Here is a 24280-nt window from a genome sequence, read left to right on the forward strand (position 1 = left end):
AAGGATCCACAGTCATGACCACCCTTGAACGCCCACAGACTCTGCTCTCGATGGCCGACAAAGCCGCCCGGATCGACGCGATCTGCGACAAGGCGCGCATCCTGCCGGTGATCACCATCGCCCGTGAGCAAGACATCCTGCCGCTGGCCGACGCGCTGGCCGCAGGTGGCATTCGTACCCTTGAGGTGACCCTGCGCTCCCAGCACGGCCTGAAGGCCATCCAGGTGCTGCGCGAACAGCGGCCAGAGCTGTGCATTGGTGCGGGTACGGTACTTGACCGCAGCATGTTCGCGGCGGTCGAAGCGGCTGGTGCGCAGTTCGTGGTCACCCCAGGCATCACCCAGGACATTCTCCAGGCGGGTGTCGACAGCGACATCCCGCTGCTGCCGGGTATCAGTACGCCGTCCGAAATCATGATGGGCTACGCCCTGGGTTACCGTCGGTTCAAGTTGTTCCCGGCGGAAATCAGCGGTGGCGTAGCAGCGATCAAGGCGTTTGGCGGCCCGTTCGGCGACATCCGCTTCTGCCCGACTGGCGGGGTGAACCCGGCCAATGTGCGCAACTACATGGCGTTGCCCAATGTGATGTGTGTGGGGGGTACCTGGATGCTCGACAGCAGCTGGATCAAGAATGGCGACTGGGCGCGGATCGAAGCGTGCAGTGCCGAGGCGATTGCGCTGCTGGACTGAAACTGAATTTGTTGTGTGCTTTACGGCTTATGGGGCGCTTGGTCGGCGCCCCTTTTTTTTGCCTGCAGGTTTGGTGTTGCCGGTGCTTGCCCCGCGAAAGGGCCAGTTCGGGCAATAAAAAAGCCCGCATCAAGGATGCGGGCTCTTGGCCATCGAACCGCAGCTTACGCCGCCTTGGCCTCTTGCTGGCTCAGCGAGCGGTTCAGCGCACTGAACAGCGCCTTGAAGCTGGCGGTGGTGATGTTCTCGTCGATGCCCACACCATGCACCGGGCGGCCACCGGCCACGCGCAGCTCGATGTAGGCCGCCGCCTTGGCGTTGGTACCGGCACCGATGGCGTGCTCGTTGTAGTCCATGATCTCCACAGCAATCGGCAGGCCGGCGACCAGGGCTTCCAGGGCGCCATTGCCCTTGCCGCGCCAGTGCAGGGTGGTTTCGCCTTCACCAGCGACTTCCACTTCCACGGCGCTGTGGCCGTTTTCTTCCTGCAGGCGGTGGCTGACCAGTGCATACGGGGCGTTGGCCTGGAGGTACTCTTTCTGCAGCAGGCTGTAGATCTGCTTGGCAGTCATTTCCAGGCCCAGGCGGTCGGTTTCACCCTGGACCACCTGGCTGAACTCGATCTGCATGCGGCGTGGCAGGCTGATGCCGTATTCCTGTTCCAGCAGGTAGGTGATGCCGCCTTTGCCCGACTGGCTGTTGACGCGGATCACCGCCTCGTAGCTGCGGCCGATGTCGGCCGGGTCGATCGGCAGGTACGGCACTTCCCACAGTTCGCCTTCCTGTTGCTTGGCGAAGCCTTTGCGGATGGCGTCCTGGTGCGAGCCGGAGAACGCAGTGTGAACCAGGTCGCCGACATACGGATGACGCGGGTGCACCGGCAACTGGTTGCACTCTTCGACGACCTTGCGCACGCCGTCGATGTCGGAGAAGTCCAGTTGTGGGTCGATGCCTTGGGTATAGAGGTTCAGTGCCAAGGTCACCAGGTCGACGTTGCCGGTACGCTCGCCGTTGCCGAACAGGCAGCCTTCGGCGCGGTCGGCGCCGGCCATCAGGCCCAGCTCGGTGGCGGCGATGCCGGTGCCACGGTCGTTGTGGCAGTGCAGGCTGATGATCACGCTGTCGCGGCGGCTGATGTTGCGGCAGAACCACTCGATCTGGTCGGCGTAGATGTTCGGCGTGGCGACTTCCACGGTGGCTGGCAGGTTGAGGATGAGCTTGTGCTCAGGCGTTGGGTTCCACACTTCAATGACCGCGTCGCAGACTTCCTTGGCGAACTCCAGCTCGGTGGCGCTGAAGGTCTCGGGCGAGTACTGGAAAGTCCACTGGGTGTCCGGCTGCTGGGCAGCGTACTTGACGAACAGTTTGGCCGCGTTCACGGCGATGTCCTTCACGCCTTGCTTGTCTTGGTTGAAGACGATGCGGCGGAACGACGGGCTGGTCGCGTTGTACAGGTGGACGATGGCCTTCTTGGCCCCACGCAGCGATTCGAAGGTACGGGCGATCAGGTCTTCACGGGCCTGGGTCAGCACCTGGATGGTGGTGTCGTCCGGGATGTGGCCATCTTCGATCAGGGTGCGCACGAAGTCGAAGTCGGTCTGCGAAGCGGACGGGAACGAGGCTTCGATCTCCTTCACGCCAACCTGCACCAAGGTCTTCCAGAAACGCAGCTTCTTCTCCGCATCCATCGGCTCGATCAGCGACTGGTTGCCATCACGCAGGTCGGAGCTGCACCAGATCGGCGCTGCGGTGATGGTTTTCGATGGCCAGGTGCGATCAGGCAGGTCGATGGTCGGGAAGGCGCGGTATTTCTTCGAAGGGTCTTTGAGCATGGTCATGGAAGCAATCCTTTTGTATGCGGCCGAGATCGGGCCTGCCGAGCAATAACGAGATGAAGAGGCGAGGCGACGCGATTCAACCTGGTAGTCGTGCGCTGACCAGGCAGAGGCTGCGATGTTGTCGGAGCAGAATGAGGGTGCTGGAGGTTTTCATGCTTCAACCCTAAGCCAGCGGGGTGAGGGATGGCAAGTGTTCGCGAAAAATTGAGAGGAATGCTTAAAAAAAGCTGGATGGCGAGATTTTGTAGCGCTTATTGCTGCGAGGCTTTCGGGTTTTTGCGCTGTAGGTTTTGATGGCGCAAGACACGGGAAGTGGGGTGTCAGTGCCGGCTTCTCGCGGGTAACCCCGCGAAGAAGCCCGCCCTTTCAGGGCTGGAATGCACCAATGAAGATGGCCGGGTCCACCCGCGCATCATTCAGGCTGACATTCCAGTGCATGTGCGGCCCGGTAGCCCGCCCGGTCGAGCCAACCCGGCCAACCACCTCACCGCGGCGCAGCGCCTGCCCCACGGCCACATCGATTTTCGACATGTGGCAGAACATGCTGATGAAGCCCTGGCCATGGTCGACGAATACGGTACGGCCGTTGAAGAAATAATCACCCACCAAGATCACTTTGCCATTGGCCGGGGTCTTGATGGGCGTACCGGCGGGCACGGCGAAGTCCAGGCCGGCATGCGGGTTGCGCTCTTCGCCATTGAAGAAGCGGCGCACGCCGAACTTGCTCGACAGTGGGCCGTTGACCGGCTTGTCGAGAATCAGGTTGCTCGGCAGGGCCGGGCTGAAGCTGCGGTAGGCCTTGATCTGTTCGGCCAGTTCGCCCTCGATGCGCTTGAGGTCCGCCGGGTTCGGGTTGACCTGCCGCGTGTTCTTCAGGGTGATGCGCTGCTCGGGGTACTTCTTGCTCCCGACCGTGAAGGGCAGGCTGCGGCCGCCCTGGCTCAGCACGGCGGTGCCGGGCTTCTGGGTCAGCGGAATACCGACGATCGCCAGCCAGTTGTCCTGTTCCTTGACCACCAGCACCGGCTTGCCGTCAAAGCGTGCATTCGGCGCCGTGCTGGCAGGCCCCAGGTCGACCACGGCCACGCCGCCGGGCACCGGCTTGTTCAAGGTACGGGTGATGTAGCTGGCCTGAGCGCCGCAGGCCAGCAACAGCAGGGAAAGGGCGAGCAGGGGCGCGAACAGGCGGGGCATGGTTCAGTCCAGTAGTGAGAGGGTAACGGGCGTCAGGTGGTTGTCTTCGACCCGCACCTGCAGTTCGCCTTCATTCAGGCGAGCGGTCAGGCGCTGGCCGTTGTGGGTCTGCTCGGCGCTGCGGATGGCCTGGCCGCGCTCATCGAGCAGGATGCTGTAGCCGCGGGCGAGGGTGGCCAGCGGGCTGACCACTTGCAGCGTCTGCAGTTGGGCCTGGAAGCGCTGGCGACGGTCCTTGAGCACCTCGCGCATGGCCCGGGGCAGGCGTTCGGCAAGGCTGTCCAGGCGCTGGTTCAGCAGCTTCAGGGTGCGCCCCGGGTGCTGCGCGGCCAGGCGGGTATCAAGGCGCCCCAGGCGCTCGCGGCGCTGGTTGAGGTTGCCGAGGAAAGCGCGACGCAGGCGCATGTCCAGATCGTCCAGGCGCTGAGCCTGCTGGCGCAGACGCTCGCCTGGGTGGCGCAGGCGCCGGGCCAGCGACTCCACGCGCAGGCGGTCGTGGCTCAGGCGGTTCTGCATGCGCAGCAGCAGGCGCCGTTGCAGGCTGTCGAGGCGGTGCTGCAAGCCACTGTTGTCGGGGGCCAGCAGTTCGGCGGCGGCGGACGGGGTGGGCGCGCGGACGTCGGCGACGAAATCGCAGATCGACACGTCGGTCTCATGGCCGACGGCACTGACGATAGGCGTGACACAGGCGGCCACGGCGCGGGCCACGGCTTCTTCGTTGAAGCTCCACAGGTCTTCCAGCGAGCCGCCGCCGCGTGCCAGGATCAGCGCATCGAAACCAAGGCTGTCGGCCAGTTGCACGGCGCGCACGATCTGGGCGATGGATTCGCGGCCCTGCACAGCGGTGGGTATCAGGTTCAGTTCGACTTGCGGGGCGCGGCGGCCGAATACGCTGATGATGTCGCGGATCACCGCGCCCGTGGGCGAGGTGATGATGCCGATGCGTTGCGGATGCGCCGGCAGCGGTTTCTTGCGTTCGGCGCTGAACAGGCCCTCGGCGCCGAGTTTCTCTTTCAGTGCTTCGAACGCCAGGCGCAGCGCACCGTCACCGGCCGCTTCGACGGTGTCGAGGATCAGTTGGTAATCGCCACGCCCTTCGAACAGCGAGACTTTGCCGCGCACCCGCACCGCCAGGCCGTCACGCAGGGCCTGGCGGACCCGCGTGGCGTTCTGGCGGAACAGCGCGCAGCGCACCTGGGCGCCGCTGTCCTTGAGGGTGAAGTACATGTGGCCGGAGGCCGGGCGGGCGAGGTTGGAAATCTCGCCTTCCACCCAGACGCTGCGGAACACGTCTTCCAGCAGCACCCGGGCGCGGCCGTTGAGCTGGCTGACGGTGAGGACCTCGCGGTCCAGGCCGAGTCGTTCGAAGGGGTCTCTGATCATGGCGGGCATCATAAAGGACATCGGGGGCGGTTGTCTGTGTTGGGGCTGGGAGGTGAGAGGATTGGCGGACGTGGGGCTGCCAGTGCAGGGCGCAGAATAACCACCGTCATGCACTACGGGCCCCATCACCCCCCCAACATCGCCGCCAGAAACTGCCGCACCATCACCCCCGCATCGCGCCTGCAGGCCAATGCCACGGTGCTCTCACAAGGTTCCCCCAACCCCACGAACCTGACCGATGCCGGCGCAATATCACGCATGCATTCAGGCAATAGCGCCACCCCGAATCCCGCCTGAATCAGCTGTAATTGCGTGGTCTTGCGTGAAATCACCTGGGCTGCCTGCGGAAAGAACCCAGCCTCCATGCACAACGACGCCGACAGGTAGCTCAACCCGCCACGATCACGGTGCGGGATAGAGATGAACCGCTCCCCACGCAACTGCTCCAGTCGCACGACTGCCTCTTCAGCCAAAGGGTGCCCCGCCGCAACGGCCAGCAACAACGGCTCGCTGAACAGCTCATGCAGCACCACCCCCTCATGCTGGCGCAGCACCGGCAGCCGCAGCAGGCCGATATCCAGCCGCCCAGCGGCAATATCCTCCAGCTGCGCCTCCGACGACTGCTGCGCGATTTCCAGCGAGATCCCTGGGTGGCCCTGCAAGTAACAGCCCAGGCGAGCCAGCAGCGGCCCGGTCAGCGGCACGGTACTGGAATGGTTCAGGCGCAAGCTGCCTTGCAAGCCATCCCCCACGTCACGGGTGATGCGCTCAGCGTGCGTCAGGTCGGCCAGCAAGCGGCGGGCACGCTGCAAAAAGGCGTCCCCGGCAAGCGTCAGCCGTGGCCGCCGGGCGGTACGTTCGAACAACGGCGTTCCCAGGTGCTGCTCCAGCTCCTTGATCTGCCGGCTCAGCGCCGATTGGGCGATATACAGCCGCTCGGCGGCAACGCTGAAGCTACCGCTTTCAGCGATCTCCACGAAGTAACGCAACTGGCGGATCGACGTCATGTCATGCCTTTTCGAGATAGGTAATGGCGAAAAGGCATATTAGTCGGCATGGCGCATGGCTGGCTAACCTTTGCATGACCTTCCAAGAACACACGCCATGCTCACCCAATTGCCATTCTCCGGCCTCGATTGGCTGCCCATCCTGCTCGGTGTCGGCCTGGCCTACATCGTCTTCGGCATTGCCGGTTTCGGCACCGCGCTGGTGGCCGGCCCGGTGCTGATCCACTTCATGCCGCTGTCGCGCATCATCCCGCTGTTGGTGCTGCTGGACTTCGTGGCGGCCTTTGGCAACCTGCTGCCGTCGCGCCGTGATGTGGTGCGTGGCGAACTGCTGCGTCTACTGCCCTTCATGGCGATAGGCTGCACCCTGGGCGTGGTGTTTCTGCTGCGGCTCAAGGCTGACGTGTTGCTGTTGCTGATGGGGTTGTTCGTCAGCGCCTATGCGGTCTATGGCTTGGCGGTGAGGGTGCGCCCGGCGAACCTTTCAGGCTTCTGGGCGGTGCCCATGGGCACGGTGGGGGGCTTGTTCGGTGCGTTGTTCGGCAGTGGCGGGTTTCTCTATGCCCTCTATCTGAGCGCGCGCCTGGAGGCCAAAGAGCAGGTGCGCGCTACCCAGAGCGCGTTGATCAGTTGCAGCACCGTGGTGCGCCTGTCGCTGTTTCTGATCGCCGGAGTCTACGCCGACAGCAGCCTGCTGTTGCTCGCTGCCTGCCTGTTGCCGGTGATGTTCGTCGGCCTGTGGGCCGGGCGCCGGCTGACCCTGAAGCTGTCCCGCGAGGCTTTTGTGCGCCTGGTCACCTGGCTGGTGCTGGCCAGCGGCCTGGCCATGATCGGTCGCTACCTGAGCCTGTGAGCGGTAGAATTGCTGCATTACCGCAGTTCGCAGGCTTGCCTCTTTAATGAACACCCAGAGCATCATCGTCCCCAAGCTTTCCACCGTCCCGGCTCACGAGGCCCGCGCCCGGGCGATCGTGCGCTGGCTGGTGCGCGAGAAAGTCATCGAGGAACAACTCACCACCTGCGGTCGCACCGGCAACCGCATGGGCCATGCCCTGGCCGACGGTGCGCGCAAGGTGGCCCTGCACCCGGACAAACTGCCGTTCGGCGAACAAGCCAACGGCCTGGAGATCATGCTCAAGCGCTGCATCTATACCCCGACCAACGGTTTTCTCGAAGAAGCCGGCTGCCCGGAGTGCCGGCGCGAGGTCGGCGAGCCGCTGTTCGAGAGCCTTGAAGAGTGGATGCCAGGGGTCAGTGACAACTTCACCTGCCCGCTGTGCGGCTTCGAAGACGACATCAACGGCTTTCTTTACCTGCAGCCATGTGCCTTTTCCAACCTGGGGTTCATCTTCAACAACTGGGGCGAGGCCGGGTTCACCCAGGCCTTTCTCGACAGCTTCGCTGACTGGCTGGACCAGCCAGTGGCCGTGGTGCAGGTAAAACTGCCACAAGGCTGACCGAAGGCCCTTATTTTGCATTGAGCGGCGCGCCGTGCATGAGTATAATGGCGCGCTTCCATTTTTCCCGCCCGGGAGCCCCCGCGATGCTGCGTATCAGCCAAGAAGCCCTGACCTTCGACGATATCCTCCTTGTACCTGGCTATTCCGAGGTACTGCCCAATGAAGTCAGTCTCAAGACCCGTTTGACTCGTGGCATCGAGCTGAACATTCCGCTGGTTTCCGCTGCCATGGATACCGTGACCGAAGCGCGTCTGGCCATTGCCATGGCTCAGGAAGGCGGCATCGGCATCATCCACAAGAACATGACCATCGAACAGCAGGCCGGCGAAGTCCGCAAGGTCAAGAAGTTCGAGGCTGGCGTGGTCAAGGACCCGATCACCATCGAAGCAGACGCCACCGTGCGCGACCTGTTCGACCTGACCCGCCTGAACAACATTTCGGGTGTTCCGGTGCTGGAAAACGGCGACCTGGTCGGCATCGTCACTTCCCGTGACGTGCGCTTCGAAACCCGTCTGGATGCCAAGGTCCGCGATGTGATGACGCCGAAAGAGCGTCTGGTCACCGTGCGCGAAGGCGCCAACAAGAACGAAGTCCGCGAGCTGCTGCACAAGCACCGCCTTGAAAAAGTCCTGATCGTCGACGACAAGTTCAGCCTCAAGGGCATGATGACCGTCAAGGACATCGAAAAAGCCAAGGCCTACCCGCTGGCCAGCAAGGACGACCAAGGTCGCCTGCGCGTCGGCGCCGCGGTCGGTACCGGCAAGGACACCGGCGAGCGCGTAGCCGCCCTGGTTGCCGCCGGCGTTGACGTGGTGGTGGTCGACACCGCCCACGGTCACTCCAAAGGCGTGATCGACCGCGTGCGTTGGGTCAAGGAAACCTACCCGCAGGTTCAGGTGATCGGCGGCAACATCGCCACCGGTGCCGCGGCCAAGGCCCTGGCTGAAGCTGGCGCTGACGCCGTCAAGGTCGGCATCGGCCCAGGTTCGATCTGCACCACCCGCATCGTCGCCGGTGTCGGCGTACCGCAGATCAGCGCCATCGCCAACGTCGCTGCCGCACTGGAAGGCACTGGCGTGCCGCTGATCGCCGACGGTGGCATCCGCTTCTCCGGTGACCTGTCCAAGGCCATCGTTGCCGGTGCTTCCTGCGTGATGATGGGGTCGATGTTCGCCGGTACCGAAGAGGCCCCGGGTGAAGTCGAACTGTTCCAGGGCCGTTCCTACAAGGCTTACCGCGGCATGGGCTCGCTGGGTGCCATGGCACAGGCGCAGGGCTCTTCCGACCGTTACTTCCAGGACTCCTCGGCCGGTGCCGAGAAGCTGGTACCGGAAGGTATCGAAGGCCGAGTGCCGTACAAGGGCGCCCTGGCTGCGATCATCCACCAGCTGATGGGCGGCCTGCGTTCGTCCATGGGCTATACCGGCAGCGCGACCATCGAAGAGATGCGTACCAAGCCGGAGTTCGTGCGCATCACCGGTGCCGGCATGGCCGAGTCCCACGTGCATGACGTGCAGATCACCAAAGAAGCCCCTAACTACCGGGTCGGCTGAGGCCTCCAGCGGTAAGTAGCAAGCTTCAAGCGGTAGTTGCGTTGCAGCAGCTACCGCGTTTTCCCCGATCAACTTGCAGCTCGCAGCTAGACGCTTGCAGTTGCACCAGAGATTGAGTCATGGCCCTCGACATTCACGCTCACCGCATCCTGATCCTCGATTTCGGTTCCCAGTACACCCAGCTGATCGCCCGCCGTGTGCGCGAAATCGGCGTGTACTGCGAACTGCATCCGTTCGACATGGACGATGAAGCGATCCGCGAATTCAACCCGCGCGGCATCATCCTCGCCGGCGGCCCCGAATCGGTACACGAAGCCAACAGCCCGCGCGCGCCGCAGGCCGTGTTCGACCTGAACGTACCGCTGCTGGGCATCTGCTACGGCATGCAGACCATGGCCGAGCAACTGGGCGGCAAGGTTACCGGGTCGGACCTGCGCGAATTCGGTTACGCCCGCGTTGACGTGGTCGGCAAGAGCCGTCTGCTCGACGGCATCGAAGACCACGTGGACGCTGACGGCGTACTGGGCCTGGACGTCTGGATGAGCCACGGTGACAAGGTCACCCAGATGCCAGGCGACTTCCACGTGCTGGCCAGCACCCCGAGCTGCCCGATCGCCGGCATGTTCGACGACGCGCGCGGCTACTACGGCGTGCAGTTCCACCCGGAAGTGACCCACACCAAGCAAGGTGGTCGCATCCTCTCGCGCTTCGTCCAGGACATCTGTGGTTGCGAAGCCCTGTGGACCCCGTCCAACATCGTCGAAGACGCCATCGCCCAGGTGCGTGAGCAAGTCGGTTCGGCCAACGTCCTGCTGGGCCTGTCTGGCGGCGTCGACTCGTCCGTGGTTGCCGCGCTGCTGCACCGCGCCATCGGCGACCAGTTGACCTGCGTATTCGTCGACAACGGCCTGCTGCGCCTGCACGAAGGCGACCAGGTGATGGCCATGTTCAAGGAGAACATGGGCGTCAAGGTGATCCGTGCCGACGCCGAGGCGCAGTTCCTGGGCAACCTGGAAGGCGAAGCGGACCCGGAGAAGAAGCGCAAGATCATCGGCCGCACCTTCATCGACATCTTCGATGCCGAAGCCAGCAAACTGGACAACATCCAGTTCCTGGCCCAGGGCACCATCTACCCGGACGTGATCGAGTCGGCTGGCGCCAAAAGCGGCAAGGCCCACGTGATCAAGTCGCACCACAACGTCGGTGGCCTGCCTGAGGAAATGAACCTCAAGCTGGTCGAGCCGTTGCGCGAACTGTTCAAGGACGAAGTGCGCAAGATCGGCCTGGAGCTGGGCCTGCCGTACGACATGGTCTACCGCCACCCGTTCCCTGGCCCGGGCCTGGGCGTGCGCATCCTGGGTGAAGTGAAGAAGGAATACGCCGACATCCTGCGTCGCGCCGACCACATCTTCATCGAAGAACTGCGCAAGGCCGACTGGTACCACAAGACCAGCCAGGCCTTCGTGGTGTTCCAGCCGGTCAAGTCGGTGGGTGTCGTGGGTGACGGCCGTCGCTACGCCTGGGTCGTGGCCCTGCGTGCCGTCGAAACCGTGGACTTCATGACCGCGCGTTGGGCACACCTGCCGTACGAGCTGCTGGAAACCGTCAGCGGCCGTATCATCAACGAAATCGAAGGCATTTCGCGCGTCACTTACGACGTCTCGAGCAAGCCGCCTGCCACCATCGAGTGGGAGTGATCGGGCGTCCGGCTGTGGCCGGAACCCGTTAGCCAAAAAGCCCGCATTGCTGCGGGCTTTTTCGTTATTGACGGGCAGGTTGTCAGCGCCTGGCGCGTTGGCGAAAATACATGCAGTTTGTATGTAAAGGAGAGAGTGATGGTCCGTCGCACGCGCGCCGAAATGGAAGAAACCCGCGCCACGTTGTTGTCCACTGCGCGCCAGGTGTTCAGCGAGCATGGCTATGCGGGTACCTCGATGGATGAGCTGACCGCCAGGGCGGGCCTGACGCGGGGGGCGCTCTATCACCACTTCGGCGACAAGAAGGGCCTGTTGGCGGCAGTGGTGGAGCAGATCGATGGTGAGGTCGACGCGCGACTGAACAGCATCTCCGAGAATGCCGGCGATGCCTGGGAGGGCTTGCGACAGCGTTGCCGTGCCTACCTCGAAATGGCACTGGAACCCGATATCCAGCGCATTGTGCTGCGTGATGCCCGGGCAGTGCTGGGGGGCGCCTCGCAGGAATCGCATCTGCACTGCCTGGCAACGATGCAACGGCTGGTTCAGAACCTGATCGAGCAAGGCGTGCTGGCTCCGGCCGAGCCGCGGGCGCTGGCCTCACTGATTTATGGCGGCCTGGCCGAAGCCGCGTGCTGGATTGCCCAAGGCGAGGAGGGCGACGCACGCCTGACGCAAAGCCTTGTCGCACTTGAGCTGTTGCTGCGCGGGTTGCTGGCCAGGCCCTGAGCGGCTCTGGGTACGATTGTTCACAGACGCTCAGGCTGTAATTGCGCACACTGCGCTTCTTCGGCTTTGCGCAAGGACAATCGCAATGGCAGGCAACATTCCTCATGTAGTGGTGGTGGGCGGCGGTATCCTCGGCGCGTCCGTCGCCTGGCACCTGGCGCGGCGTGGTGCTGCGGTCACTGTGCTCGAGCGCGAGCGGGGCGTTGCGCGGGGTGTCACCGGGCACTCCTATGGTTGGGTGGGCACGGGTAGCCGCCTGCCGTCTGCAGACCCGGCATGCTTTGCCCTGGAACAGCGTGCGCTGGCACAGTTCCCCCGTCTGACGCAGGCACTCGGCCCACTGCCGGTGGCGGCGCAAGGTGGCTTGATATGGCTCGACAGCGAGGAGCAGACCCTTGCCATGCTCGCCGAGCAGCAGGCGGCCGGGGTTTCGATGGCCGCAGTGGGGCGTGAGCGCATCCGCGAGCTCGAGCCTGGCCTGGTGCAGCCACCCGCCATGGCTATCTGGGCTCCGGACGATTTCGCGGTCGAACCTGATGTGCTGGCCCAGCGCTTGTTGGCGGCAGCGCAGGCTGAAGGCGCTCGGGTACTTGAGGCGCGCGAGGTACTGGCGCTGGAAGTGCAGGGTGCGCGCATTACCGGTGTACGTACCGGTCTGGGCATCGTGCATGCGGATGTCGTCGTGCTGGCCAATGCCATGGGGGCTCAGCGCCTGGCCCGTCAACTGGGGCAGGAACTGCCTATCCATGAAGCCCCCGCGGTGTTGCTGCGCTTCGGTGCCGCGCAGGTGCCGCTGCGCCATCTGCTGTATGGGCAGGGGCTGGAAGTGCGGCCAGGGCTGGGCGGCGGTTTGCTGTCGGCAGACGATTTCCCTGGTGAAGAGGGTATGGCCGAACTGGGTCGCGAAAGCCTGCAGGCGGTTGCCAGCCTGTTTCCGCCGGAGTGCGAACTGTCGCTGCAATCGATACGGGCGGTGTACCGGCCCAAGACCGACAGCGGCCTGCCACTGCGCACGTTCCTTGACGGGTGCGAAGGGCTGTACGTCATGGTCGCTCACCCGGGCGTGATACTGGCGCCAGCACTGGGCTACGAGGCTTGTGAAGACATTCTCAAGGGGCAGGTCCATGGCGATGCATATGCCTGCTGAACACCCGCTGCGACAAGACTTCACTTAATATTTCGCAAATGCAGGTGTATCGTATTCGCCCTTCATTGCCAGCCCTGCTGGCAGCTGGCTTGCGCAATAAACGAGGTACCCGCACCAATGTCCTTCACCCGTCGACAAATGCTCAAGGGCCTCACCGGCCTGGTTGTGGTAGGCCTGGGCGCCGGAGGCGCGGCGCGGTACTGGCTGGGCAAGGTCGAGGACGAGAATGCCGGGCACGACTACGAACTGATCGCCGCGCCCCTGGAAGTGGAGCTGGTGCCGGGCTTCAAGACCGAGGCCTGGGCCTTTGGCCCGTCGGCGCCGGGCACCGAATTGCGGGTGCGCCAGGGGACCTGGCTGCGGGTGCGTTTCATCAACCACCTGCCGGTCGAAACCACCATCCACTGGCACGGCATCCGCCTGCCGCTGGAAATGGACGGCGTGCCCTATGTGTCGCAACTGCCGGTCAAGCCTGGCGAGTACTTCGACTACAAGTTCCGCGTGCCGGATGCCGGCAGCTACTGGTACCACCCGCACGTCAGCAGCTCCGAAGAGCTTGGCCGCGGGCTGGTCGGGCCGCTGATCGTCGAGGAGCGCGAGCCTACCGGGTTTCTGCACGAGCGCACCCTGAGCCTGAAAAACTGGCACGTGGACGAGCAAGGCGCCTGGCTGCCGTTCAGCATCCCCCGCGAGGCCGCGCGCAACGGCACTGCCGGGCGGCTGATCACCATCAACGGCCAGCCCGATTCGGTGACCGAGTTGCCCGCCGGCCAAGTGGTGCGCTTGCGCCTGCTCAACCTGGACAACACCTGGACCTACCGCCTGAACCTCAAGGGCAACTGCGAGGCCAGGATCTACGCGCTCGACGGCAACCCGGTCACCCCGCGGCCACTGGACGACGATTACTGGCTGGGGCCAGGCATGCGTATCTGCCTGGCGATTCGCATTCCTGAGGCGGGTGAGGAAATCTCCCTGCGCGACGGTTTCGTGCGCCTGGGCACCTTGCGTTCGGTGGCCAGCAACGACGCCCCCAGCGACTGGCCGCCAGCCTTGCCGCCGAACCCGGTGGCCGAGCCGGACCTGGAGAATGCCGAAAAGCTCAACTTCAATTTTGAATGGGTCGGCAAGGTCTCGGTCAACACCGAGAACGGCAGGCCGCCGAGCCTGTGGCAGATCAACGGCCAGGCCTGGGACATCACCGACAAGACCTGCGCCGACCGGCCCATCGCGACGCTGCAGAAGGGCAAGAGCTACATCTTCGAGCTGAAGAACATGACCCAGTACCAGCACCCGATCCACCTGCACGGCATGAGCTTCAAGGTGATCGCTTCCAACCGCCGTGAGATCGTCGAACCGTGGTTCACCGATACCTACCTGCTGGGCAAGAACGAGCGCGCCCAGGTCGCGCTGGTGGCGGATAACCCAGGCACCTGGATGTTCCACTGCCACGTCATCGACCACATGGAAACCGGCCTGATGGCCGCGATCACGGTGGTCTGATGCGCCCGCAAATCATCGATCGCAGCCGCGATCAGGAATTCATGCGCCTGGCCCTGACACTGGCCGCCGAAGGGGCGGCGATGGGTGAGGTGCCGGTGGGGGCGGTGCTGGTGCAGCATGGCCAGGTGATCGGGCAGGGCTTCAACCGGCCGATCGTCGACAGTGACCCCAGCGCCCATGCCGAAATGGTCGCCATTCGGGCAGCCGCCAAGTCAGCGAGCAATTATCGGCTGCCGGGCAGCACGCTGTATGTGACCTTGGAGCCCTGCAGCATGTGCGCGGGGTTGATCGTGCATTCGCGGGTAGCGCGGGTGGTGTACGGGGCGCTGGAGCCCAAGGCGGGGATCGTGCAGAGCCAGGGGCAGTTCTTTGGCCAGGGCTTCCTCAATCATCGGGTGATGGTAGAGGGTGGGGTGCTGGCCGAGGAGTGCGGGGCGATCTTGAGCGAGTTTTTCAAGGCTCGGCGGGCCTTGCGCTAGTCAGTGCGGGCCTCTTCGCGGGGCAGGCGATCGACAGTGGCCAGGCCGGCAACGGTCACATCGGCGGCGACTGCTCTGCCGGCTTATCCTTGTTGACCCCGGGCACATGCAAGTTGCCTTCGGCCATCTGGCCCTCGAGCTGCGGCTGGGTCACCCAGGTGAGGATGTCGTAGTAGCGGCGGATGTTGGCCACGAAGTGCACCGGCTCGCCGCCACGGGCATAACCGTACTTGGTCTTGCTGTACCACTGCTTCTGCGCCAGACGCGGCAGCATCTTCTTCACATCCAGCCACTTGTTCGGGTTGAGCTTCTCACGCTTGGCCAGGGTGCGGGCGTCTTCCAGGTGGCCGCTGCCGACGTTATAGGCGGCCAGCGCGAACCAGGTGCGGTCGGGTTCCTGAATGCTGTCGTCGAGCTGCTGCTTGATCAGCATGAAGTACTTGGCGCCGCCCTGGATGCTCTGCCTCGGGTCCAGGCGGTTGGATACGCCCATGGCCTGCGCCGTGCGCTGGGTGAGCATCATCAGGCCGCGCACGCCGGTCTTGGACGTGACTTCCGGCTGCCACATGGATTCCTGGTAGCCGATGGCCGCCAGCAGGCGCCAGTCGACCTGCTCGACCTTGGCGTAGCTCTTGAAGTGCTTCTCGTACTTGGGCAGGCGCTGCTGCAGGTGCTGGGCGAAGGTGTAGGCGCCGACATAGCCGAGTACATCCACATGGCCGTAGTAGCGGTCTTTGAGGCGCTGCAGGGTGCCGTTCTTCTGGGCCTTGTCGAGGAACTCGTTGACCTCGTTGAGCAGGCTGTTGTCTTCACCGGCCGCCACGGCCCAGCGCTGATCGCGGGTATCGCCCAGGTCGAAGGCGACCCGTACGTTGGGGAAATACACCTGGTTCATCGCCAGTTCGTTGGAGTCGACCAGGGTCAGGTCGATCTGGCCTTCATCGACCATGCGCAGCAGGTCGACCACCTCGACGGCGTCGGATTCTTCGTATTCCAGGCCTGGGTACTGTTTTTTCAGCTCGGCCAGCTGGTCGGCATGGCTGCTGCCTTTGAGCACCATGATCTTCTTGCCGACCAGGCCCTTGGCCTCTGTGGGGCGGGAGCGGCCGTTGCGATAGATGACCTGTGGAGTGACTTCCAGGTAGGGATGAGAGAATTTTGCCTGGGTCTTGCGCCGCTCGCTGCTGACCAGGCCGGCGGCGGCCAGCACCGGGCCGGAGGGCTTGCCCAGTTCGTCGAACACTTGATCAAGGTTGTCGGCGGTCTCGATCTGCAACTTTACGCCGAGATCGTCGGCGAAATGCTTGACCAGCTCGTATTCGAAGCCGGTTTCGCCGTTGCGGTCCTGGAAATAGGTGGCCGGGCTGTTGCGGGTGATGACGCGCAGCACGCCATCCTCCTTCACGCGCTCTAGGGTGCTGGGTTTTTCAACACAGGCACCGAGCATCAGAAAGAGTCCGGTTGCGAGAAGCCATTTGGCGCAACGCTGGCGCAGAGCAGTATGGGCGAACATAGCTTGCAGTATACGCAAAGGACGAGGGCCGCCATATCTCGACAACGGTTAGCTTGTCTGGTAGCGCGTTGTGTGCTTCGGCGGGCTTGGCTGAGGATTGTGGCGCCAAACCCTCAGCAAACACGTGATTTTTTTTGACCCCGAAGTCCGGTTCCGCCGCCCGGCAGCATTGCCCTCTGGCGGGTGCCGAAAGCCGCGGAATTAGGCTAGAATGCACGGCCTCTAAGCACACCCCTTCCTGAGGCTGTCCCGACGATGTTGATCCTGCGCGGCGCTCCTGCCCTTTCTGCCTTTCGCCACGGTAAATTACTCGAGCAACTGAGCCAGAAAGTCCCCGCTGTTACTGGTTTGTATGCCGAATTCGCCCACTTCGCCGATGTCGATGGCGAGCTGACCGCCGACCAGCAGCAGGTGCTGGGCCGTCTGCTCAAGTACGGCCCGAGCGTGCCGGTACAGGAGCCGACCGGCCGCCTGTTCCTGGTCGTGCCGCGCCTGGGCACCATTTCGCCCTGGGCCAGCAAGGCCAGCGACATCGCCCACAACTGCGGCCTGCAGTCGATCCAGCGCCTCGAGCGCGGCATCGCCTACTACGTAGCCGGTAACCTGAGCGAGGCCGACGCACAGGCCGTCGCCGCCGAGCTGCACGACCGCATGACCCAGCGCGTGCTGGCCCAGCTGGAGCAGGCTTCCGACCTGTTCAGCCACGCCCAGCCCAAGCCGATGACCTCGGTCGATATCCTCGCCGGTGGCCGCGATGCGCTGGCCAAGGCCAACGTCGACTTGGGCCTGGCCCTGGCCGAAGACGAGATCGACTACCTGGTCAACGCCTTCCAGGGGCTCAAGCGCAACCCGAACGACATCGAACTGATGATGTTCGCCCAGGCCAACTCCGAGCACTGCCGCCACAAGATCTTCAACGCCAGTTGGGACATCGACGGCCAGGCGCAGGAAAAAAGCCTGTTTGGCATGATCAAGAACACCTACCAGATGCACAGCGAAGGCGTGCTGTCTGCGTACAAGGACAACGCCTCGGTGATCGTCGGCAACGTTGCCGGCCGTTTCTTCCCGAACCCTGAAACCCGCCAGTACGGCGCGGTGCAGGAGCCGGTGCACATCCTGATGAAGGTCGAGACGCACAACCACCCGACCGCCATCGCGCCGTTCTCCGGTGCCTCCACCGGCTCCGGCGGCGAAATCCGCGACGAAGGCGCCACCGGCCGTGGCGCCAAGCCCAAGGCTGGCCTGACCGGCTTCACCGTGTCCAACCTGCGCATCCCGGGCTTCGAGCAGCCATGGGAGCAGGCGTACGGCAAGCCTGAGCGCATCGTCGACGCCCTCGACATCATGGTCGAAGGCCCACTGGGTGGCGCTGCGTTCAACAACGAATTCGGTCGCCCGGCCCTGACCGGTTACTTCCGTACCTTCGAGCAGGCGATCAACACCCCCCACGGCGAAGAAGTGCGCGGCTACCACAAGCCGATCATGCTTGCCGGCGGCATGGGCAACATCCGTGAAGAGCACGTGCAGAAGGCCGAGATCACCGTCGGCGCCAAGCTGATCGTGCTCGGCGGCCCGGCCATGCTGATCGGTCTGGGTGGCGGTGCAGCTTCGTCGGTCGCCACCGGCGCCAGCTCCGCCGACCTGGACTTCGCCTCGGTACAGCGCGAAAACCCGGAAATGGAGCGCCGTTGCCAAGAGGTCATCGACCGCTGCTGGCAGCTGGGTGACAAGAACCCGATCGCCTTCATCCACGACGTCGGCGCGGGGGGTATTTCCAACGCCTTCCCTGAGCTGGTCAACGACGGTGGCCGTGGTGGCCGCTTCGAACTGCGCAACGTGCCCAACGACGAGCCGGGCATGGCCCCGCACGAAATCTGGAGCAACGAATCGCAGGAGCGTTACGTGCTGGCCGTCAGCGCCGTCGACTTCGACCGCTTCCAGGCCATCTGTGAGCGCGAGCGTTGCCCGTTCGCCGTGGTCGGCGAGGCGACTGAAGAGCCGCACCTGACCGTGACCGACAGCCACTTCGCCAACACCCCGGTAGACATGCCGCTGGACGTGTTGCTGGGCAAACCGCCGCGCATGCACCGTTCGGTCACCCGCGAAGCCGAGCTTGGCGATGAGTTCGACCCAAGCACACTGTCGCTGGCCGATTCCGTCGAGCGCGTGCTGCACCACCCTGCGGTGGCCAGCAAGAGCTTCCTGATCACCATCGGCGACCGCACCATCACTGGCCTGGTGGCCCGTGACCAGATGGTCGGCCCATGGCAGGTGCCGGTGGCCGACTGCGCCGTTACCGCGACCAGCTTCGACGTCTACACCGGTGAAGCCATGGCCATGGGTGAGCGCACCCCGCTGGCCCTGCTCGACGCCCCGGCGTCCGGCCGCATGGCCATCGGCGAAACCCTGACCAACCTGGCGGCCTCGCAGATCGAAAAACTGTCCGACATCAAACTGTCGGCCAACTGGATGTCCGCCGCCGGCCACCCCGGTGAAGATGCCCGTCTGTACGACACGGTCAAGGCCGTAGGCATGGAGCTTTGCCCTGAGCTGGGTATCACCATCCCGGTCGGTAAAGACTCGATGTCGATGAAGACCAAGTGGAGCGAAGACGGTGTCGAGAAGAGCGTGACCTCGCCGATGTCGCTGATCATCACTGGCTTCGCCCCGGTCACCGACATCCGTAAAACCCTGACCCCGCAACTGCGCATGGACAAGGGCGAAACCGACCTGGTCCTGATCGACCTGGGCCGCGGCCAGAACCGCATGGGCGCCTCGATCCTGGCGCAGACCCACGGCAAGTTGGCCAGTGCCGCACCGGACGTCGACGATGCCGAAGACCTCAAGGCCTTCTTCGCCGTGATCCAGGGCCTCAACGCCGACGGCCACCTGTTGGCTTACCACGACCGTTCCGACGGTGGCCTGATGACCACCGTGCTGGAAATGGCCTTCGCCGGCCATTGCGGCCTCGACCTGGAGCTGGACACGCTGACCAGCAAGCCGGAAAAAGCCGCCGCCATCCTCTTCAACGAAGAGCTGGGTGCGGTAATCCAGGTTCGCCAGGATGCCACGCCAGACGTACTGGCTCAGTTCAGCGCCGCTGGCCTGGGTGAAGACTGCGTTGCGGTGATCGGCCAGCCGATCAACAACAGCGAAGTCGTCGTGCGTCTGAACGGCGAGGCGCTGTTCAAGGGTGACCGTCGCCTGCTGCAACGCCAGTGGGCCGAGACCAGCTACCAGGTTCAGCGCCTGCGTGACAACGCCGAATGCGCCGACCAGGAATTCGACGCGCTGCTCGAAGAAGACAACCCGGGCCTGTCGGTCAAGCTGGGCTTTGACGTCAACGATGACATCGCAGCGCCGTACATCAAGAAAGGCGTGCGCCCGCAAGTGGCGATCCTGCGTGAGCAGGGCGTCAACGGCCAGGTCGAGATGGCTGCCGCCTTCGACCGCGCCGGCTTCGCCGCCATCGACGTGCACATGAGCGACATCCTGGCTGGCCGTGTCGACTTCGAAGCCTTCAAGGGCCTGGTTGCCTGCGGTGGTTTCTCGTACGGCGACGTGCTGGGTGCCGGTGAAGGCTGGGCCAAGTCGGCGCTGTTCAACGCCCGTGCCCGCGATGCCTTCCAGGCCTTCTTCGAGCGTACCGACAGCTTCGCCCTGGGCGTGTGCAACGGTTGCCAGATGATGTCCAACCTGCACGAGCTGATCCCTGGCACCGAGTTCTGGCCGCACTTCGTGCGTAACCGCTCGGAGCAGTTCGAAGCCCGTGTGGCCATGGTCGAGGTGCAGAAGTCCAACTCGATCTTCCTGCAGGGCATGGCCGGTTCGCGCATGCCGATCGCCATCGCCCACGGCGAAGGCCACGCCGAGTTCGCCAACGAAGCAGCATTGCTGGAAGCCGACGTGTCCGGTTGCGTGGCCCTGCGCTACGTCGACAACCACGGCAAGGTCACCGAAACCTACCCGGCCAACCCGAACGGTTCGCCGCGTGGTATCACCGGCCTGACCAGCCGCGACGGCCGTGTGACCATCATGATGCCGCACCCGGAGCGTATGTTCCGCGCCGTGCAGAACTCCTGGCGCCCGGATGAGTGGCAGGAAGATGCCGCGCTGATGCGTATGTTCCGCAACGCGCGGGTGTGGGTGAACTAAGGCGTGTACAAGCTCGCCTTCTTCGTCCCGGCCAGCCACGTCGAGGTGGTCAAGGCCGCTGTGTTTGCCGCTGGCGGCGGACGCATCGGCGACTATGACCACTGTGCCTGGCAAACCCTGGGCCAAGGCCAGTTTCGCCCGTTGGATGGCAGCCAGCCATTTCTCGGGCAAGCCGGGCAGGTCGAGGTGGTGGAGGAGTGGAAGGTGGAGCTGGTGGTGGCCGATGACCTGATTACCCAGGTCGTCGCCGCGCTCAAGCAAAGTCACCCTTATCAGACGCCTGCCTACGAAGTCTGGCCATTGGCTGCCTTCTGAGCAGTCACGTGGCAGGATGTGCAATGAAAAGGCCCGGCAGGCAACTGCCGGGCCTTTTCATTGGGATTGCGTTAGATGGGGAACGCAATCCTGAGCGTTTCGTAGTAATGCTGCAGGGAATAGTTGTCGTCGTTACCGAGCTTTTTCAAGCGTTCGAGTGACGCTTGCATTTCTTGCTGGCGACGCTGTATCAGGCGGGTAGGGTTACAGGCTTCTTCGATTTTTTCGGGGTTGGCGGCGGCCCAGTCTCTGGCCATTTTCTCGTACCAGGTATTGTCACCCGGGTGGCTGAAGTAGCTGCTGGCCAGATAGGCGGGTTGGCGCTGGGCATTACCCTCCCATGCCTCTTTCATCGCTCTTGCTACCCGCTCGACGGCATCTTGCGCCAGCAACGCTGCCAGCTCGTGAAGGGGGTGGGTAGCGTGGTCCTTGGCCAGCTGCGAGTGCGAAACGATGGCCTCACTGTCGGTATTCGGGTCGCTGTTGAAGGCGGTCTGCAGGGGGCCGATGCTGTCGCCTGCCCATGTCGCCAGCTTCTGCATGAGCCAATTCTTTGCAAAGTTGACCGAATTCAGTGGCAGGTCCCGGGCCCACCGGACACCTTGTACTAGGCGCAACAGCGGGTTGCGCGCGGCGATGTCACGTTGGCGCAGGGTCAATTCATAGGCCTCTTTCATCTCGGGATAATCGCTACCCTCAAGCAAGATCGACAACGCTTGTTCATTGTCGCTGCGCTCCCCCGCCTCGATCGGCCTGAAGGCAAGGGAATTGGTCGGGAAGAGGATCCTGGCCAACGGCTCGGCCACACTGCCGATGACGTCCAAGCCGCTGAACCGGCCGGTTACCACCGGGCACGGGTGTTTTGCCCCGATAAGGTCGGTGGACCACGCGGCAACATCGGCATGGCCAATCTTGCGCAAGCACAGTTCGACGTAGTTGGAGTGGGCGAACAAGTCTTCGAGCACATGCAGTGCTTCGCCGAGGTTGCGCATGCCGGTGGCTGTCTTCCCTTCGGCTTTTGCAGCGTCGAGCTTTTTGCTCATATAGCGCAGTGAAGTCTTGAAATACATCATTACCGAATACTTGGGGTGCGGCACATTGAGCGGATTATCGCGCCGCACCAGTGCTTCGAACTCGGGGTCAATGGTGCGAGGGTCGATCGGCGCTTCGTCGAGGTTAATGGGGTTGTCGATGTGCTCCGAGGGCCGGTACACCCCAAGCAAGGCAGGCGTGACGGTATAGGCCTCGCGGCCTTGCGGGGTGTTCTGCAAGGCGTGGAATTTTTTCAACGCGAGAAAATCCACCAGCTTGGTCAGTGTCTGTCGGGTGAACATGGCCGGGAATTTCGCTTCTGCACCCGGCGCGCGGACGATCTTGGGGTCGATCAGTTGTGAATGATCACGCAGCCAGTTGCCAAAGTAGATTGCCTGGCACTGCTCAGCAGTAAAGCCCACGCGGGTCAGGGCCACCTTTTCGATGGTCTCGTGCGCATGCGTTGCGTCGCCATGGTCTTCTATTTCGGCAGCGAAGCGCTTGTGTCGGGTGCCCCTTTCCGGTTCGTCGGGTGCTGCTTCAAGGGCCGGCAAGGTCAACTGGATCGGGCCGTCGTAGGCGGCGCTGGTGTAATGGGCAAAACTCACGCCGTCGCCGGGGATCTGGTCGAAGTACGTCAGCATGGCGGCGTAGTGAGTCGCCAACCCTTCGGGCGCCTCCAGCAGCACGGCAGCGGTGTCAGCTTGAGTGCTATCGGCCAGGTCATTGCGCAGCAGATTATCGATGTGCAAGGCGAATGCTTCGATCAGCGCGATCAGCAGGGTGGGTGTTGTTTCCGGTTGCGCGAGGGCTTTTTCGATCGCCCCCGTGTCCACATCGATCACCCGGCGCTGGTAGTCGTAGACCGCCACCGACTCGCCCTGGTCGACCATGTTAAACGCTGGGTTGGTCACGGTGTCGTCGGCCAGCGCAGCCCTCAATGCTTCCAGGCGTGCAACGGGGATGTTCGCGTCGAATACCGGTAACAGTACCTGGTAGAACAGCAACTCATTCGAAGCGCGGGCAAATCTTTTCAATTGCTCCAGCGCGTAAGTGCTCTGGAAGCTCGGCGTGAAGTGGGTGTCGTTTGTGCTCATGGCCATTCTCGTTGCTGTCGGAAATGGCCATGGTGCATCGCTGTTATTCAGGCGAGCAGCGGGAAGTGACTCCGGGGCCGCGGGGCATCAGCGCCTCGCTCAGGGGTGGGCAGCGGGCTTGTGCAATGCCCCGCACGCCAACAACCCCACCTCGAACAGCACCCACATCGGCACCGCCAGCATCGTCTGCGAAAACACGTCCGGCGGCGTCAGAATCATCCCCACCACAAAACAGCCGACGATCACGTAGGGCCTGCTGCGCCTGAGCGTTGCGACATCCGCTAGCCCCACCCACACCACAATGAACGTCGCCACCGGGATCTCGAAGGCCAGCCCGAACGCCAGGAACAGCGCCATGATGAAGTCCAGGTACTGGCTGATGTCGGTCATCATCGCCACGCCATCGGGCGTCACGCTGGCGAAAAAGCCGAACATCATCGGGAACACCAGAAAGAACGCAAACGCCATGCCGGCATAGAACAGCAAAATGCTCGACACCAGCAGCGGCAGGGCAATGCGCCGTTCGCGGCGGTACAGGCCCGGCGCCAGAAACCCCCACGCCTGGTGCAGCAACAGCGGCATGGCGACGAACAGCGCGCACATTGCGGTCAGCTTGAAAGGGGTCAGAAAGGGTGAGGTGACACTGGTCGCGATCATGCTGGCGCCTTCCGGCAGGAAGCGGCGCAGCGGTTCGGAGATCAGTGTGTAGAGGGGCTGGGCGAAGGGGAACAGCCCTGCGAATACCAACGCGACCACTGCCAGGCAGCGCACCAGGCGCTTGCGCAGCTCGCGCAGGTGCTCGGTCAGCGGCATAGCTGCCGCAGGGTCCATGGCGAGGCTCATGAGGCATTCTCCCTGGGCACTGGGACGGTTGCCGGGTCATTGGCCGGTTGTGCGGCAAGGCTGATGCCCTGGCGAATGTCCTGCTCAAGGCGCTGCAGGGGCTCGCTGTCGAAGTTGGGCAACTCGATCTCCCGTTCCATCTGTGCGCGCAGGCCCTGCATGGCCCTGCGTGCCTGGCCCAGGCCGCGCCCGAGCGTACGTGCCGCAACCGGCAGCCGCTCGGGCCCGAGCACCAGCAGTGCGACGATGCCAACCAGCAACAACTCGCTGAAGCCTACCTCGAACATCAGGCCTGACGGTCCGTTTGCGACTGCGCCGTAGCCTGGCCGGCCAGCGGTGCCTGCTGCTGCACCTGAGCCGGGCCGGATGGGTTGGCTTCGTTGTCACCGCCCATGGACTTGCGAAACCCTTGTATGGCTTCGCCAACATCGCTGCCCAAGCCCTTGAGGCGCTTGGTACCAAACAGCAGGAATACGATCATCAGTACGATCACCAGTTGCCAGATGCCAATGCCACCCATTGCGACCACTCCTGTAAGGCCATGAAAAGGAAGGGTAATCCTGCCTCGCGTAGATGACGCGAACATGACGGAAGGGCGATTGCCATCTACCTGCAACAACTGGCGTGTTGACTGGCGCTTTTACGGGCCATG

The 24280-nt window shown here is 63.6% G+C and carries 20 protein-coding genes; 11 read left to right on the forward strand and 9 right to left on the reverse strand.

Going from position 1 to position 24280, the window contains the following annotated elements; genetic code table 11:
- The first annotated feature begins 14 nt into the window (after positions 1–14).
- Positions 15–689 (forward strand): bifunctional 4-hydroxy-2-oxoglutarate aldolase/2-dehydro-3-deoxy-phosphogluconate aldolase, encoded by a 675-nt coding sequence (locus LOY26_RS05100; protein WP_033701015.1) that lies wholly within the window; start codon positions 15–17, stop codon positions 687–689.
- A 164-nt stretch (positions 690–853) separates the two neighbouring features.
- Here LOY26_RS05100 and leuA read toward each other — a convergent pair whose 3' ends face one another.
- From leuA to LOY26_RS05120, 4 genes are all read right to left on the reverse strand, one after another.
- Positions 854–2527 carry a 2-isopropylmalate synthase gene (leuA, locus tag LOY26_RS05105; protein ID WP_033701014.1) on the reverse strand — a complete coding sequence of 558 codons (1674 nt, stop codon included), beginning with the start codon at positions 2525–2527 and terminating at the stop codon, positions 854–856.
- Between the two features lie 366 nt (positions 2528–2893).
- Positions 2894–3721, reverse strand: a complete 828-nt coding sequence (locus LOY26_RS05110) for a M23 family metallopeptidase (RefSeq protein WP_033701012.1) — start codon at positions 3719–3721, stop codon at positions 2894–2896.
- A gap of 3 nt (positions 3722–3724) precedes the next feature.
- Positions 3725–5104: an exodeoxyribonuclease VII large subunit gene (gene xseA / locus LOY26_RS05115; RefSeq protein WP_033701011.1), complete on the reverse strand. Its 1380-nt coding sequence runs from the start codon at positions 5102–5104 to the stop codon at positions 3725–3727.
- A gap of 125 nt (positions 5105–5229) precedes the next feature.
- Positions 5230–6111, reverse strand: a complete 882-nt coding sequence (locus tag LOY26_RS05120) for a LysR family transcriptional regulator (RefSeq protein ID WP_186654245.1) — start codon at positions 6109–6111, stop codon at positions 5230–5232.
- Between the two features lie 97 nt (positions 6112–6208).
- Between LOY26_RS05120 and LOY26_RS05125 the strand changes: the two genes are divergently transcribed.
- The 8 genes from LOY26_RS05125 (at position 6209) to tadA (ending at position 14673) form a co-directional block, all read left to right on the forward strand.
- Positions 6209–6964: a sulfite exporter TauE/SafE family protein gene (locus LOY26_RS05125; RefSeq protein ID WP_186654247.1), complete on the forward strand. Its 756-nt coding sequence runs from the start codon at positions 6209–6211 to the stop codon at positions 6962–6964.
- Between the two features lie 46 nt (positions 6965–7010).
- Positions 7011–7568 carry a hypothetical protein gene (locus tag LOY26_RS05130; protein WP_033701006.1) on the forward strand — a complete coding sequence of 186 codons (558 nt, stop codon included), beginning with the start codon at positions 7011–7013 and terminating at the stop codon, positions 7566–7568.
- An 86-nt stretch (positions 7569–7654) separates the two neighbouring features.
- A complete protein-coding gene (gene guaB / locus LOY26_RS05135; RefSeq protein ID WP_027595680.1) occupies positions 7655–9124 on the forward strand; it encodes an IMP dehydrogenase in 1470 nt (489 codons plus the stop codon).
- A 119-nt stretch (positions 9125–9243) separates the two neighbouring features.
- Positions 9244–10821 (forward strand): glutamine-hydrolyzing GMP synthase, encoded by a 1578-nt coding sequence (gene guaA, locus LOY26_RS05140; RefSeq protein ID WP_027595681.1) that lies wholly within the window; start codon positions 9244–9246, stop codon positions 10819–10821.
- 138 nt (positions 10822–10959) lie between these two features.
- A complete protein-coding gene (locus LOY26_RS05145) occupies positions 10960–11547 on the forward strand; it encodes a TetR/AcrR family transcriptional regulator (protein WP_156310618.1) in 588 nt (195 codons plus the stop codon).
- Between the two features lie 85 nt (positions 11548–11632).
- Entirely contained in the window at positions 11633–12694 is a 1062-nt protein-coding gene (locus LOY26_RS05150; protein WP_258714465.1) for an FAD-binding oxidoreductase, read from the forward strand.
- A gap of 117 nt (positions 12695–12811) precedes the next feature.
- Entirely contained in the window at positions 12812–14194 is a 1383-nt protein-coding gene (locus LOY26_RS05155) for a multicopper oxidase family protein (RefSeq protein WP_033701003.1), read from the forward strand.
- Positions 14194–14673, forward strand: a complete 480-nt coding sequence (tadA, locus tag LOY26_RS05160; protein ID WP_033701001.1) for a tRNA adenosine(34) deaminase TadA — start codon at positions 14194–14196, stop codon at positions 14671–14673. The genes LOY26_RS05155 and tadA overlap by 1 nt, the downstream gene beginning before the upstream one ends.
- A 55-nt stretch (positions 14674–14728) precedes the next feature.
- Here tadA and mltF read toward each other — a convergent pair whose 3' ends face one another.
- On the reverse strand, positions 14729–16186 hold the full coding sequence (gene mltF / locus LOY26_RS05165) for a membrane-bound lytic murein transglycosylase MltF (protein WP_186701742.1): 1458 nt from the start codon (positions 16184–16186) through the stop codon (positions 14729–14731).
- 255 nt (positions 16187–16441) lie between these two features.
- Between mltF and purL the strand changes: the two genes are divergently transcribed.
- Together purL and LOY26_RS05175 are read left to right on the forward strand one after the other, a co-directional pair.
- Positions 16442–20341, forward strand: coding sequence for a phosphoribosylformylglycinamidine synthase (gene purL, locus LOY26_RS05170; RefSeq protein WP_033700999.1), 3900 nt, complete (start codon positions 16442–16444; stop codon positions 20339–20341).
- A gap of 3 nt (positions 20342–20344) precedes the next feature.
- Positions 20345–20656, forward strand: a complete 312-nt coding sequence (locus LOY26_RS05175) for an NGG1p interacting factor 3 protein, NIF3 (RefSeq protein WP_033700996.1) — start codon at positions 20345–20347, stop codon at positions 20654–20656.
- Positions 20657–20727: 71 nt separating this feature from the next.
- On the opposite strand, the gene LOY26_RS05180 is transcribed toward LOY26_RS05175, so the two are convergent.
- The 4 genes from LOY26_RS05180 to tatA form a co-directional block, all read right to left on the reverse strand.
- Complete coding sequence (locus LOY26_RS05180; RefSeq protein ID WP_186662945.1) at positions 20728–22785, reverse strand: HET-C-related protein; 2058 nt, start codon at positions 22783–22785, stop codon at positions 20728–20730.
- Positions 22786–22884: 99 nt separating this feature from the next.
- Positions 22885–23628, reverse strand: a complete 744-nt coding sequence (gene tatC / locus LOY26_RS05185) for a twin-arginine translocase subunit TatC (protein WP_186654264.1) — start codon at positions 23626–23628, stop codon at positions 22885–22887.
- Complete coding sequence (tatB, locus tag LOY26_RS05190) at positions 23625–23915, reverse strand: Sec-independent protein translocase protein TatB (RefSeq protein ID WP_186654266.1); 291 nt, start codon at positions 23913–23915, stop codon at positions 23625–23627. The genes tatC and tatB overlap by 4 nt, the downstream gene beginning before the upstream one ends.
- Complete coding sequence (tatA, locus tag LOY26_RS05195; protein WP_033700993.1) at positions 23915–24148, reverse strand: twin-arginine translocase TatA/TatE family subunit; 234 nt, start codon at positions 24146–24148, stop codon at positions 23915–23917. The genes tatB and tatA overlap by 1 nt, the downstream gene beginning before the upstream one ends.
- Positions 24149–24280 lie beyond the last annotated feature (132 nt).

The sequence above is a fragment of the Pseudomonas sp. B21-047 genome (assembly GCF_024748775.1).
Classification (GTDB): domain Bacteria; phylum Pseudomonadota; class Gammaproteobacteria; order Pseudomonadales; family Pseudomonadaceae; genus Aquipseudomonas; species Aquipseudomonas capeferrum.